Origin of the sequence: Acinetobacter sp. EKM10A (assembly GCF_011075215.1) — a bacterium.
In the GTDB taxonomy this organism is placed as follows: Bacteria; Pseudomonadota; Gammaproteobacteria; order Pseudomonadales; family Moraxellaceae; genus Acinetobacter; species Acinetobacter baumannii.
Window position 1 is genome coordinate 22,229 of the sequence record NZ_JAALLK010000023.1, and the last position, 13,962, is coordinate 36,190.

Consider the following 13,962-nt stretch of genomic DNA (forward strand, 5'->3'; position numbering starts at 1 on the left):
CGACAAGGTTAAAAACTTGTTAGTTTGATTCGATATAACAAACAATAACAATTTTAGGATGAACATGATGAACAATAAGCAAGGGTGTGTGCTGGGAATTTTAAGTTGTATAGCGGTATTACCGACGAATCTATGGGCTGCACAGCCTATGAATGAAAGTGCGCTTGCAACTCAAACAGGAGCAGTAACGGCAGCTCTACCCGTAATTATTGCGAAAGCTCAAGATGATGCGAAGAAGCCAGAAATAGAGCAACGTCAAGTTCGGCAAACACTAGGGGATAACTATTTACAGCAGGTTCGATGGAATTCACTGCGCACAAGTGTGTTATCGCCTTATCAAGAACAAAAGCAAAATCAGGTCATTGATGGAAAAGAGAAGAAAAAATTAGAAATGGTTGCTCTGCCAGAAAGAGCTGATCGATTTACACGTTATGATTTTGAGTCAAAGAATGTACATGGTGAAGTTATCATTACCGTGAAGTAATGATAACTTCCTTTTTCAAATTCAGATTAATTTAATCCAGGATGCTGAATTTTCCATGCACGGTGGATTTTTTGATTACGTTTAAAATCGGGTCCAATCGTTTCAGAAGTAATTTCTTCAACATCATATAAAGCCTCGATCTCTTCATCCATCTCAAAACCACGATAGTTATTTGAGAAGTAAAGTGTACCTTCACTTGTTAAGCGGTTCATTGCACGTTTAATTAGAGAGACGTGATCGCGCTGCACATCAAAAGTACCGTGGAACTTTTTAGAGTTAGAGAATGTTGGCGGGTCAATAAAAATAAGATCGTATTGTTCATGACCTTCTTTTAACCATTCAAAACAGTCACTTGCAAAGAACATATGCTGTTCGTCTGCATGATCTACCGTTAAACCGTTTAAAACGAAGTTTTCTTTTGACCAGCTCAAGTAAGTATTAGATAAATCTACACTGGTTGTACTTGCTGCGCCGCCTAAAGCCGCGTGTAAGCTGGCTGTCGATGTATAACTATAAAGATTTAAGAAGTGCTTACCACGTGCTTCTTGAGCAATACGTAAACGCATTTGACGGTGGTCAAGGAACAAACCTGTATCGAGGTAGTCAGTCAGGTTCACTAAAATTTTAGCTTTACCTTCTTGAACGATGAAACGTTTATTGGCTGTACTTTGTTTGGTGTACTGATTGGTACCAGTTTGACGCGCACGTGTTTTAATAAAGATTGAATCGCGATTTAATCCTGTTACCGCACGAATAGCAGCAAGCGCTAAGTTGAAACGTTTTTTTGCTTTTTCAGGATCAATCTTTTTAGGTGGTGCATATTCCTGAACATGTAAACGGTCGCCGTATAAGTCTACAGCAAGGTTAAAGTCAGGGAGGTCTGCATCGTATAAACGTAAGCAATAGATATTTTCTTTGGTTGCCCATTTTTTCAAGGCAGTCATGTTCTTTTGCAAACGGTTAGCAAAGTCTTGAGCTTCTTCCATTTCAACAGGTTGAGCTTGCCAGTTTGCCAAGAATGGTTGAGTGACTTTTTCAGGTTTAACTGTACCGAAACGAACATAAATCGGTAATTTACCATTCATTAAGCGTAATGTTTCTGGTGCTTCAAATGCTAAAACATCGGCTTGTTCAATTTGTGCGGCAATAATTGCTGCATATTGATTTGGGAAGTTCTTTTGTAAGAGGGCAGATAAGCCTAAGTAAAGAGAACGGTTAGAAGCTTTGTCACCTAAGCGCTCACCATATGGAGGGTTGGTAACGATAAAAGCAGTTTTATTTTCAGCACCGAAATCTGGCCAGTCTGCTAAAGTGCGCTCTTCAATTTGAATATCGCCTAGTAGCTTTTCAAAACCTGCTGCAATAATGTTTTCGCGTGTTGCTTTTACAGCTTCCCAGTCAGCATCGTATGCATAAAACTTAGGTAACGGTTGTTCAAGTGCTTTTTCATGACGCTCTGCTGCTTCCGCTTTGAGTGAAAGCCAAAGTTCACGGTCATGACCATGCCAGCCATTAAAACCAAAACGACGTACAAGACCCGGCGCACGATCAGTTAAAATCATTAATGCTTCAATAATAAATGTGCCTGAACCACACATTGGGTCAAGTACAATTTCCGGGTTACGTTCCTTAAGCTTGGCTTTTTGTAAAATTGCTGCTGCGAGGTTTTCTTTAATTGGCGCATCTGTCATGAAACGACGGTAGCCGCGTTTATGTAATGAATCACCAGATAAATCTAGGCAATATGTATGCTCGGTTTTGCCCGCAAGCACATATAATGTAATTTCCGGTTGTTTGGTATCAATACTTGGGCGGCGACCTACAGCTTCCATAAAGGAGTCGACGACACCGTCTTTTACACGAAGGGTTGCAAACTGCGTATTTACCTTAATTTCACGCTCTGCGTGTAAGCGAATTGCAAAGGTACTTTGTGGTGCAAAAATAAGTGACCAATCAAAACTAATTGCACCTTCATAAAGCTCTTCTGCTACATCACGCGCATCGTGGGTACGTTCAAGTTCATAAGTATGAATTGGAAGTAAAACACGTGAAGCAAGACGTGACCACATGCAAATACGGTAAGCATGTTCAAGCGTTCCTTCAATGATTAAACGTCCTGCTTTACGTTCTGTCACTTTGGTGCCAAGCTGTTCTATTTCTTCTTGTAAGAGGGTTTCTAAACCATCAGCACAAGTAATCCAATAGTGGTTTAAACGTAAAGAGGTATTCATAAACTCGATTGACCAAAACATATAAATATTAACGATGCAAAGTTTAACGTATTTTGGTGTCTAAAAGTTTTTAAATTATTGCAACCTATCACTTGGCAACCAATAAATTGATTTTTAAAGCTTAAAATATAAAAACTGGTATATATTTTGCTAAATCTTTCGAAATAAAACTTATTTAATTAATCATTATTGATGGTCTTTAACCAATTTCATGATTTGAATACATAGGGGAATATAAATGAAAGATATGATGGGGAATGGTTTTATAGCGAATGCAGAAGCTTTCACACTAGCTACCCAAATTTATGTGCGTATGCGCAGAGTAACGGGACGGGTGATAGATGCAATGTATGTTGTTCAAAATAAAGACTATGCGAAATATGTAATTGCACTGGCACTAGAAGCAGAAGATGATGAATTAAAACGCTGTGTTGAACGATTAATGGTATTGACTGATTCAATATCAGAGCAGTCTCAAAAAGAAGTGACAGTAAGTATTCAAACTAGTGAAGAATCAGAAATCACAGCCGAAGACATTTATCGGGCACAAGTTCCACATCATTATATTGGTGCTTTAAGGTAATCTGAGCACGGCTCTAAATTTTCTGGTCAATTTAGGGCCTTATTCTGTAAAGTTCTTCTGCGAAAAGAACGGAATTCAGCTACACTATGCACGTTTTCGCGATTCGACCCATAGGAATCCATTATGCATATTGCAGCGTTGCATCAACCGAGCCAGGTTCAGCTTAATCAAGACGGAAATTTAAAACATTTTTTAACGATTGAGGGCCTTTCAAAAGAAAACCTCACTAAGATTTTAGATACCGCGCAAAGCTTTTTAGATGATAATAATAATTTAATTAACCGCCCGCTTTTAGAAGGTCGGACGGTTATGAATCTCTTCTTTGAAAACTCCACCCGTACTCGTACTACTTTTGAAGCAGCAGCAAAACGTTTGTCTGCCAATGTATTGAACATTGATATTGCACGTTCAAGCACGTCAAAAGGTGAGACTTTACGAGATACGCTTTGGAACCTCGAAGCAATGGCTGCCGATATTTTTGTTGTACGTCATTCATCTTCAGGTGCTGCACATTTCATTGCTAAAGATGTATGTCCGAAAGTCGCAATTATTAATGCCGGAGATGGACGTCATGCTCATCCAACGCAAGCGATGCTCGATATGCTCACTATTCGCCGTGAGACGAAAAAACCATTTGAAGACTTGAGTGTTGCCATTATTGGTGACATTAAACACTCTCGCGTTGCGCGTTCAGATGTAGCTGCACTTCAAACACTCGGATGTAAAGATATTCGTGTGATTGCGCCGAACACCTTATTACCGGTTGGTTTTTCAGAATATGGCGACCATGTTCGTTTGTTCAATAACATGGATGAAGGCATTACCGGTTGTGATGTGATTATTGCTTTACGTATTCAAAATGAACGTATCGATTCACCAGCATTATCTTCGCAATCTGAATTTTACAGAATGTACGGTTTAAACAAAGAGCGCCTTAGCTTGGCTAAACCGGACTGTATTGTTATGCATCCGGGACCAATGAACCGTGGTGTAGAAATTGATTCGAGTATTGCTGATGGCGAACAGTCAGTGATTTTAAAACAGGTCACTAACGGTATTGCAGTTCGTATGGCTGTGCTAGCGTTGTCTATGCAAGGGCAACTCCAAGAACAAGGTTTAATTGAAGCGATTGCGTTGTAAGGAATGGATCACATGAGTATTGTAAAAATTGAAAATGTACGTGTGTTAGACCCAATCCAAAAAACAGACAGCGTACAAACTGTATATCTTCAAGACGGTAAGCTCGTTGCTCCAGTCGATCAGGTTGAACAGACCATTGATGGTCAGGGTAAATGGTTAATGCCAACTATGGTTGATTTGTGTGCACGTTTGCGTGAACCGGGTCAACAGCAGCATGGGACGTTGAAATCAGAAGGGAAAGCTGCACGTGCTAACGGTATTTTGCACGTCATTACGCCGCCAGACTCAAAGCCGATTGTACAAGACAACGGTGCGCTTATTCATGGCTTAATTGAAAAAGCTTGGCATGATGGTGGTATTCACATGCATATCATCGGTGCCCAGACTCAAGGTCTAAATGGTAAGCAACCAGCAAATATGGCAGGTCTTAAAAAGGGTGGCTGTACTGCTGTTTCAAATGCGAATGCTGCTTTTGAAAATGACGATGTCGTTGTTCGTACATTAGAGTACGCTGCGGGTCTTGGTTTAACCGTCGTTTTCTATGCTGAAGAGCCACAACTTGCTAAAGATGGCTGTGCTCATGAAGGTTTTATTGCATCACGTCAAGGTTTACCAATGATTCCTGCAATTGCAGAAACCGTAGCGATTGCAAAATATCTACTTATGATTGAAGCGACAGGTGTTAAAGCTCACTTTGGTTTATTGTCTTGTGGCGCTTCGGTCGAATTAATTCGTGCTGCAAAAGCAAAAGGTTTACCGGTTACTGCCGATGTAGCGATGCATCAGTTACATTTAACTGAGCAACTAATTGATGGCTTCAATTCACTTGCACATGTTCGTCCACCATTACGTTCTGAGCAAGATAAAGAGCTTTTACGCCAAGGTTTAAAACAAGGTGTAATTGATGCTATCTGTACCCACCATGAGCCTTTAAGCAGTTCAGCTAAAATGGCTCCATTTGCAGAGACCCAACCGGGTATTACTGCATTTGATACTTATGTGGCTTTAGGTATTCAGCTCATTAATGAAGGTCTATTTGAACCTTTAGAATGGGTAACTAAAGTGACAAGTGCTCCTGCACAGGTGGCAAACATGACAGCTCGTTGGCAAGCTGAAGCAGGGTGGGTGTTAGTAGATCCTGAGTTAAGCTGGATTGTAAGTAAAGATACTATTTTATCTCAAGGGAAAAACACCCCTTTACTGGGCCAAAAGCTTACAGGTAAAGTCTTACAGACTTTTGCTGTTTAATTTTAAGCAGCAAAATGCCAATATAAAATATAAACAGGTAGATCATAAAGATCTGCCTGTTTTGTAAATACTAGATGGAAAATTGTATATAAATTATTTAAAAAACAACAAAAGATTTCGAGCGCATTAGAATAAAAAACTATCAGCAAAGAGAAGTATTTGAATAATCAAAAAGTTGCTGGTTACGACGTATAAGATTCGGGAGAATAACCAATGTCGATAAACCCTATAGAACTGCTTAAAGAAAAAGTATCTTCAACAATATTAAATAATCAGGATGGATACCTCGGCGAAAAAACAAACGCTTTATCTAAGTTTTATCCAATTCTACTTTCATTATTAGCTGCTAAACCTGATCTTATAGGACAATTGAAAAACAGTTTGGCTCCGTCATTATCCGATCTTTTTTCTCATAATGAGCAAATTAAGAATACTGTGCTTACCCATTTAAGCGGTACAGCACCAAATAATGAAATCGAAAATACCCTCAATAGCGCATTAAAACCGAGCCTTAATGCAATTTCTGACGTTGCCGGAAATGATCAACAAAGTATTGTGAACTATTTACGTCAGCATGCTGAAACGATCCGTTCATATTTACCAGGATGGGCCGTGGGCTTATTAGCTCCATTAGGTATTGGAGCTGGTTTATCTTCCGTCACATCATCGACAGCACCGCCACTTGCAGCAGCAACAGAGACTACGGGCAAATCTCGTGGTTTTTTACCCATTATTGCGCTCATTATTCTCGGGTTATTAATTGCTTGGTTGTGGCGCTCTTGCCAGCATAAAGAAGCTACACCTGCCCCAGAAACTAAAGCTGCAAGCGGTGTAGAGGCCGCGGCTGCTCCAGCTACTTTAACTTTAAGCACCGATGATAAAGGTGCCGTGAGCCAGTGTCAGGCTGGAATTGGCGATCAAGGTTTCTTGGCGACTTTACAAACTCAAGTTAAACAAGTCTTTTCAGCTACTAAAGATTGTGATGTTGATACAAGTCAAACTTATGCGGCTGCTTTTACCGATAAGGATGCTTTGGCAGGTGTGTTGGGTGCATTAAAAGGTATTCCAAACGCTTCTTTAGAATGGGTGGGTGACAAGATTACATTGAAAGCAGGTGATGCTGCAGCGTTAGAAGCGTTAACTGCTAAAGTAAAAGCACTTGTTCCACATACCGAAGTTGTTGCCGCAGCGCCAGAAACAGCTGAACAGTCTGTAAGCAACAGTTTAAGTGCTTCAAAAACAGCCTTAACTGCAATTGACCCGAACAATGTAGATGTAAACGCACTAGTTAAAGCACTTAATTTACAAATTATTAACTTTGCGAGTGGCTCAAGTGACATTCCTGCAGATAACAAAGCTATTCTTGATCAAGCAGCAACCCTTTTAAATAAAGTGTCTGGTGTTAAATTAGATGTAGGTGGTCACACCGACTCAACAGGGAATGCCGCTGCTAATAAAGCGCTTTCTCAACGACGTGCTCAAGCAGTAGTAGATTATTTAGTTTCTAAAGGAGTGGATGCTTCTAAACTGGTTGCTAAAGGCCATGGTTCAGAACAGCCAGTTGCAGACAATACGACCGAAGAAGGACGCTTTAAAAACCGTCGTATTGAGTTTTCAGTAGCTCAATAAAAAACAGATTTTATTGAATTCTAATTTGAAAAAAGCTTCTCATTTTGAGAAGCTTTTTTTATAGAAATAAATATTGTTAGGTTGGCATGAAAATTAGTTTGTTAGGGAGTGGGCGTGTTGCCTTCCATTTGGCAAAGGCACTTTTGGCTAAGGGACATAACATCGTACAAGTCTATGCACGTGATTTTGAGAAAACCAAGAAGTTTGCAGAGCAAATTCAAGCGAAAGCATGTCAGTCTCTTCAAGAGTTTCAACCAAGCGATTTAATTATTCTAGCTGTTTCAGACAGTGCTATTACTGAACTTGCAACGCAGGTACACGAGTTATTTCCCGAAATGCTTATGGTTCATACTTCGGGGAGTACAGACATTCAAGTCATCAGTCAGGTACATGAAAAAGCAGGGGTGTTTTATCCATTACAAACATTTAGCTTAGAAAGAGATGTTGATTGGAAAGCCACACCATTATTTGTAGAGGCGACCAATAAAGATGACTTAGCAATACTTTCTGATTTAGCAAATAGCCTAAGTAAGCGAGTGTATCAATACACCTCCAAACAACGTTTAACTTTGCATTTGGCAGCCGTGTTTGCCTGTAATTTTAGTAATTATTGTTTTGATATGGCAAAGCAAGTCGTAGACGCGGAACAGGTCGACTTTGGCTTGCTTTATCCATTAATTCTGGAAACAGCAAAAAAAGCTACTGAAAATGATCCAAAGCAAATGCAAACAGGACCTGCAATGCGAGGAGATCAGAATATCTTGGCAATGCATCAAAGCTTATTAGCCCAAGCAAATCGAGATGATTTAAAACAGGTTTATCAACTTTTAAGTGATGGCATCGTAAAGCGCCATCACTCATCTTAATTTTAAGAGGTTAAGGTTGACCGTTATTGCCCCATTTTAAAAAGCCTTTACGCTGATTTAAACGTTCAAAATATTGGTCGACATGTTTAAGCGCTGGATGGTCAAAAGGAGTTGCTTTCCAGCGTTGTACAGACAGCCCAATTGGTATATCGGCTAGGGTAAACTCAGTACCTGCAACATAGGCTTGTGTTTTTTCAAGTTGTTGATCGAGAATCTGCATTTGTTTATTCCACTGATCAATACCTTGTTGTAACAAATTCGGGTCTTGATGAAGGGCTGAATGTCGAATGAGCGACATAAATGCATAAGTCCAGCTGTTATTCAGTTCTATAGCTTGCCAATCAATCCACTGGTCAATAATAGCTCTTTGCTTAGCTTGAATTGGGTAGAGTATATGGTCTTTATCATAAGCATTTGCTAGATAACGTATAATGCTATTCGACTGCCAAAGGACTAAGTCGCCATCTAAAATCACTGGAATTTGACCATTAGGATTTAATTGCAAAAATTCAGGAGATTGAGCGGAGCGGAAGCCTATACCCCAATCTTCTCTCTCATATGTAAGATTTAATTCGTCACATAGCCATAAGACTTTGCGAACATTAATAGAATTATCACGCCCTAAGATTTTTAACATGCGTTGTCCTTAGTATTTTTTAGTATGGCAAGTACCTTTTCTATAAATAACGAGATTGAGTTCAATTGGCAATCATTAATTAGTCAGAAAAATGGACAAGATAAGTCATAGGTTTATTTAATTTTTAATATTGAAATGAAAAGGGCCTAGTTTGTTACTAAGCCCTGTTTCTTACTTAATCTTCTTAAAGATAAAGTCATTAATCTTATGACCTGACTCTATGCCACGGCGTTCAAACTTAGTCACTGGGCGCCATTCTGGTCGAGGATAACTGTTGCCTTTACCAGCCAAGTTTTCAAGGTTTGGACGGTTGTCTAAAACATCTAACATCCATTCAGCATACGGTTCCCAGTCTGTTGCAGCGTGGAATGTGCCACCAAGCTCAAGTTTTTGTTCAACCAATTGCATACGTTCATGAATAACGAAGCGGCGTTTGAAATGACGTTTCTTTTGCCAAGGGTCCGGGAAGTAAAGTTGTACGCAGTTGATACTGTTGTCAGGCATTTCACGTAGTACTTGAATTGCGTCAGCATCGAGTACACGTAAATTTTTAAGCTCTGCCATACCTGCTTCATAGACACATTGAGCAATGCCTGGTACATGGACTTCAATACCCACATAGTTGCGTTCAGGGTTCGCTTTAGCCATAAGCACTAAAGAACGGCCCATACCGAAACCGATTTCAACTGTTAAAGGGCGCTCCGGATGCTCAAAGTGCTGACGTAAGTCACCCACGGGATATTCCAAAATTAAATCGCGATGTTGTTCTAAAGCCGTGCGTTGAGACGTATTGAGTGGGGCTGAACGACGCATAAACGTCACAATTTCACGGTGTTCAGGCAAATTGTCCAATTCTGCAATTTGCGTTTCTAACTGATCGATCGACATAACCTTGGCAATATTGAAATTCAAATGCGGTATTTTAAGTCTTCAGGTGGTCAAGTCAAATGTTTCGGTGTTTTTCTTCATGTAGATGTCATGATCAATATTTAAGCTAAGAGGCTAATTAAAACTCACATGAACATTTTTACTCATGAAAACTTTTCAATTAAAAACACTTTCGGTTTTTTTAAGTGCATTAGGTGCATTTTCATATAGTTCTGTTGCTCAGGCACAGCTCATGTTTAGCCAGTATGTTGATGGTAGCAGTAATAAAAAAGGGTTAGAAATTTATAACCCAGATGGTACTACTGTTAACTTGGCTGATTATGAAATTCAACAATTTAATAATGGTGGGACTGCGAAAACAGCCACTTTCCGTTTACAAGGTACACTTGCAAGTAAACAAAAATTTTTGGTGGGGCGTTCAGAGTTACAGACAGAACTTGGCAATAAAGTAAATCAAGTGGCTGCATTGTCTTTTAATGGGGATGATGCAGTTGTGCTTGTTTATAAAGGCACACCTGTAGATCGTTTTGGCCGTATTGGGGAACGACCTGAGGCAGGATGGGGAACTGCTGTTTCAAGCTTGGGAAATAGCTTTAAACGTATTGAAACTGAAAATCCAGCTTTGAGTATTGATCCGACAGCAGCATTTGATTTGGACCATTCATGGACAGCATGGGCAAACCGAAATGATTTTACAAATCTATCAGGTTCTACCACTCAACCTCCTATTGAAACGGTCAGCTGTTCAAGCTCAGATACACCAATTGCCGATTTAGCAACATCAGCACAAAACCAGACTTATACCGTGCGTGGGGTAATTACTGCCGACTATCGTTATGCAAATGGTTTCTCAGGTTTTTATGTTCAAACACCTGATACGAAAGCACGTGCAAATGTGAGCAATGCTATTTTTGTTTATATTCCGAATAGTAGTGCGGTGAAAGGTGGACAAATTGGTGATGAGGTTATTTTACGTGGTCGTTTAACCAGCTATCAAAATCAGCTACAGATTGACCAATTACAACAAGATATTCAAACCTGTAATAGCAATATGGCAAATCAGGTTCAGCCAATTAGCCTTGAACTACCATTTTCGAGTTTAACAGGCAGTTCAACCCATTCTCCGCAGCGTTATCAAGGCATGTTGGTGAAATTGCCTCAGACTTTAACGGTGAGTGAGAATTATAATTATGGCCGTTATGGTGAACTATCTTTAAGTTTAGGTCGCTTATATATTCCAACCAATTTATATCCAGCGCTATCTCCTGAAGCTAAAGCTCTAGCTCAGAAAAATTTATTATCTAAAATTATTTTTGATGATGGTTATAACAATCAAAACCGTACACCATGGTTACCTACAAATTTTAGTGCTGCCAATACATTGCGTTCAGGCTACCAGCTTAAAAATCTCGAAGGGATTTTAGAATATCGTTTTAACGGTTGGCGCGTACAACCAGTGCTTGGACGTACGCAACCAGAAGTTGTTACTCAAACAAATCCACGCCAGAGTGTCATTACAAAAAATGCCAATCATATTCGTGTAGCTTCATTTAACGTCTTGAACTATGACAATGGTGCAACGGGTTTCCCAACAGAGCGTGGTGCAAACACACAAGCAGAGTTTGATAAACAGCACCGTAAAATTGTGAGTGCATTAAAAGCGATTGATGCTGACGTTTACGGTTTAATGGAAATTGCCAACAATGGCTATGGCCCAAACAGCGCGATTGCTCATTTAACCAGTGCACTAGGTCCAGACTGGAAATATGTTATTCCTGAAAATCTGGATCGTTTAGGTAATGATGTTATTGCTGTTGCGATTATTTATAACAGCAAGCGTGTGAAGCCTTTAAATAAAGCTGTTGTGCTTGATTTAGGTGATAAAAACCGAACAACCTTAGCTCAAACGTTCCAAGCTTTCCGTGGTAATAAAACATTTACTGTTATTCCAAACCATTTGAAATCAAAAGGATGTAGTGGAGTAGATGCCAGCTCTTCTGATGCAGATCAAAATGATGGTCAGGGATGCTGGAATCCAACCCGTGTAAAAGCTGTTGATCAAATTGTACAGTGGCTAGCAAAAAATCAGACGCAAGTGCCTAAGCAAAATGCTTTACTCGTTGGAGACATGAATAGTTATGCAAAAGAGGCGCCGATTTTGGCATTTGAAAAAGCCAATTATAAAGTCTTACTCAATGACGCTAAAGTTGGGCAAGGCGCTCAGGCGTACAGTTATGTTTTTGGTGTGGCAAGTGATGCAAATGGTAATGGTGGAGCGGGTAACTTAGACCATGCTATTGCTGATGCAGATTTATATCCAAAAGTAGTTCGTACTTTTGCTTGGCATATTAATGCTGACGAACCGACTGTTCTAGATTACAACGAAGAATATAAAACTGATGAACAAAAAGCTTTGTTCTATGGCGAAGATGCCTATCGTTCTTCGGACCATGACCCTGTGATTGTCGATCTAGATTTAAATGGCAAAGACTCGAATCAGCCAAATGATAACCAGAAAAGTCCAATTTTCGATTTCTTATCTCAATTAATGGAATGGATTAGCCAGCTTTTTAAACGTAGTTAACGGTAAAAATGCGTGATGTGAATGTGTTTTATCATATTTTAAACAATCGTCACGCAAGACAACTTGCAAGGGAAAACTTTTTCAAGAATATTAGGTAGTGTAAGTAATTTATAAATTTACGCTTTTTTACAATTAAGGAATTGTACAAACCTTGCAGGTTTTTTAGAACCAATTTAAAACGTTAATGTGAGATAACAAGGATCAGATATGAAATTATATTATTCGCCAGGCGCATGTTCTTTAGCTGCACATATTATTTTAAATGAAATTAATGTTGATTTTGATTTAGAACGAGTAAATTTAAAAACACATAAAACAGAAAAAGGTGCAGATTATTATGAAATTAACCCAAAGGGATATGTACCAGCTTTAGAAATTAATCCGGGATTAATTTTAACTGAAAACGTAGCGATTTTACCTTTCCTTGCTCAGCACGACCCTAAACAAGATTTGATTCCTCCTTCGGGCTTGGGCCGTGCGAAAGTATTGGAATGGTTGGGCTATTTAAATTCTGAACTGCATGATGCATACGCGGTATTTTTTGGGGCGCCGTTAACAAATGATGAAAAAACCAAAGCTTATGCTGAAATCGACCGTCTTTTAAAATATATCGATAATTATTTGGCTGAGTCGGATTATGACTATCTGGTAAATGATAATTTTGGTCCAGCAGATGCGTATTTATTTGTTTTAACAAATTGGTCAAACTCAATTGAGCATGATTTAACGCCATATAAACATATTATTGCCTTACGTAATAAAGTTGCAGAACGTCAGTCAGTACAAATTGCGATGCGTGATGAAGGTTTAATTTCATAAGCAATTTTCAAAAGCATTAAAAAAGCCCCTAAGTGATAGGGGCTTTTTTAATGCTATAGTTAATTAGTGTTGAGCATCTTTTTTCACATCAGCAGCTGCATTTTCAACAGCTTGAGCTGTATCAGCAGTCGCTTTACGTGCAGTAGCTTCTGTTTCAGCTGCAGCTTTAGCAGTCGCATCAGCAGCGTGGTCAGCAGCAGCATCAATTTTAGCTGAAGCGTTGTCTGTTGCAGTTGCAATATCGCTCGCAGCTTGATCACCAGCAGATTTGATATCTGCTGTTGCTTGTTGAGCAGCATTTTCTAAGTGTTCACCTGTAGTAGCACCAGTTTCTGGAGCTTTATCTTTATTACAACCAACAAGGGCAACAGTCGCAGCAAGACCTAAAGCAACAAGTAATTTATTCATTGTGTTTTTCCTTCTAATTCATGGCATCCAAAATTATGGATGTCTAAAATATAAACATAAAGTAACTGATTAATAAAGATCAAAAATTGTTAAAAAGTTGTAACTCTCGTATTAAAAAAGCCTAGCATTTTGTAATGCTAGGCTTGAATTAAATGATAGTGATTTGACCAGTTTTACTGCCCAGAACGAATGATGTAATCAAACGCAGAGAGTGATGCTTTAGCGCCTTCACCTGTAGCAATAATGATCTGCTTGTAAGGTACAGTGGTACAGTCACCTGCAGCAAATACACCTTTTACATTGGTTTCGTTGCGGTCATTAACAATGATCTCGCCACGGTTGGTTAACTCAACCTCACTGTCTTTTAAGAAGTCAGTGTTTGGAAGTAAACCAATCTGTACAAAGATCCCTGCAAGCTCTACCACATGCTCTTCATCAGTCGCAC

General features: G+C 39.3%; 13 protein-coding genes. 8 read left to right on the forward strand and 5 right to left on the reverse strand.

Annotated elements, in window-relative coordinates; translation table 11 throughout:
- The first annotated feature begins 67 nt into the window (after nucleotides 1-67).
- The gene (locus tag G9371_RS17965; RefSeq protein WP_001060738.1) at nucleotides 68-484 is read left to right on the forward strand and encodes a hypothetical protein; all 417 of its coding nucleotides are present in this window, start codon (nucleotides 68-70) and stop codon (nucleotides 482-484) included.
- Between the two features lie 26 nt (nucleotides 485-510).
- Here G9371_RS17965 and rlmKL read toward each other — a convergent pair whose 3' ends face one another.
- Nucleotides 511-2,715 (reverse strand): bifunctional 23S rRNA (guanine(2069)-N(7))-methyltransferase RlmK/23S rRNA (guanine(2445)-N(2))-methyltransferase RlmL, encoded by a 2,205-nt coding sequence (gene rlmKL, locus G9371_RS17970; RefSeq protein ID WP_029424272.1) that lies wholly within the window; start codon nucleotides 2,713-2,715, stop codon nucleotides 511-513.
- A gap of 238 nt (nucleotides 2,716-2,953) precedes the next feature.
- Between rlmKL and G9371_RS17975 the strand changes: the two genes are divergently transcribed.
- The 5 genes from G9371_RS17975 to G9371_RS17995 all read left to right on the forward strand — a co-directional run bounded on the left by G9371_RS17975 (nucleotide 2,954) and on the right by G9371_RS17995 (nucleotide 8,181).
- Nucleotides 2,954-3,298, forward strand: a complete 345-nt coding sequence (locus G9371_RS17975; protein ID WP_029424271.1) for a hypothetical protein — start codon at nucleotides 2,954-2,956, stop codon at nucleotides 3,296-3,298.
- Nucleotides 3,299-3,421: 123 nt separating this feature from the next.
- Nucleotides 3,422-4,438 carry an aspartate carbamoyltransferase catalytic subunit gene (locus G9371_RS17980; protein ID WP_000546639.1) on the forward strand — a complete coding sequence of 339 codons (1,017 nt, stop codon included), beginning with the start codon at nucleotides 3,422-3,424 and terminating at the stop codon, nucleotides 4,436-4,438.
- 12 nt (nucleotides 4,439-4,450) lie between these two features.
- The gene (locus G9371_RS17985) at nucleotides 4,451-5,686 is read left to right on the forward strand and encodes a dihydroorotase (RefSeq protein ID WP_029424270.1); all 1,236 of its coding nucleotides are present in this window, start codon (nucleotides 4,451-4,453) and stop codon (nucleotides 5,684-5,686) included.
- 213 nt (nucleotides 5,687-5,899) lie between these two features.
- A complete protein-coding gene (locus G9371_RS17990; RefSeq protein ID WP_029424269.1) occupies nucleotides 5,900-7,315 on the forward strand; it encodes an OmpA family protein in 1,416 nt (471 codons plus the stop codon).
- An 86-nt stretch (nucleotides 7,316-7,401) separates the two neighbouring features.
- Complete coding sequence (locus tag G9371_RS17995; RefSeq protein WP_000703544.1) at nucleotides 7,402-8,181, forward strand: Rossmann-like and DUF2520 domain-containing protein; 780 nt, start codon at nucleotides 7,402-7,404, stop codon at nucleotides 8,179-8,181.
- A 10-nt stretch (nucleotides 8,182-8,191) separates the two neighbouring features.
- Here G9371_RS17995 and G9371_RS18000 read toward each other — a convergent pair whose 3' ends face one another.
- Both G9371_RS18000 and trmB read right to left on the reverse strand, forming a co-directional pair.
- Nucleotides 8,192-8,818 (reverse strand): glutathione S-transferase family protein, encoded by a 627-nt coding sequence (locus G9371_RS18000; protein ID WP_029424268.1) that lies wholly within the window; start codon nucleotides 8,816-8,818, stop codon nucleotides 8,192-8,194.
- Nucleotides 8,819-8,989: 171 nt separating this feature from the next.
- A complete protein-coding gene (gene trmB, locus G9371_RS18005) occupies nucleotides 8,990-9,706 on the reverse strand; it encodes a tRNA (guanosine(46)-N7)-methyltransferase TrmB (RefSeq protein ID WP_000020860.1) in 717 nt (238 codons plus the stop codon).
- 145 nt (nucleotides 9,707-9,851) lie between these two features.
- Here trmB and G9371_RS18010 point away from each other — a divergent pair, with 145 nt between their 5' ends.
- A complete protein-coding gene (locus tag G9371_RS18010; RefSeq protein ID WP_029424267.1) occupies nucleotides 9,852-12,290 on the forward strand; it encodes an ExeM/NucH family extracellular endonuclease in 2,439 nt (812 codons plus the stop codon).
- Nucleotides 12,291-12,497: 207 nt separating this feature from the next.
- Nucleotides 12,498-13,109, forward strand: coding sequence for a glutathione binding-like protein (locus tag G9371_RS18015; protein WP_000781338.1), 612 nt, complete (start codon nucleotides 12,498-12,500; stop codon nucleotides 13,107-13,109).
- A 63-nt stretch (nucleotides 13,110-13,172) separates the two neighbouring features.
- Here the strand turns inward: G9371_RS18015 and G9371_RS18020 are convergent, their stop codons facing one another.
- Together G9371_RS18020 and G9371_RS18025 are read right to left on the reverse strand one after the other, a co-directional pair.
- Entirely contained in the window at nucleotides 13,173-13,517 is a 345-nt protein-coding gene (locus G9371_RS18020; RefSeq protein WP_001037895.1) for a hypothetical protein, read from the reverse strand.
- A 173-nt stretch (nucleotides 13,518-13,690) separates the two neighbouring features.
- On the reverse strand, nucleotides 13,691-13,962 hold a 272-nt coding region (locus G9371_RS18025), incomplete at its 5' end, for an FAD-dependent oxidoreductase (RefSeq protein ID WP_159452755.1).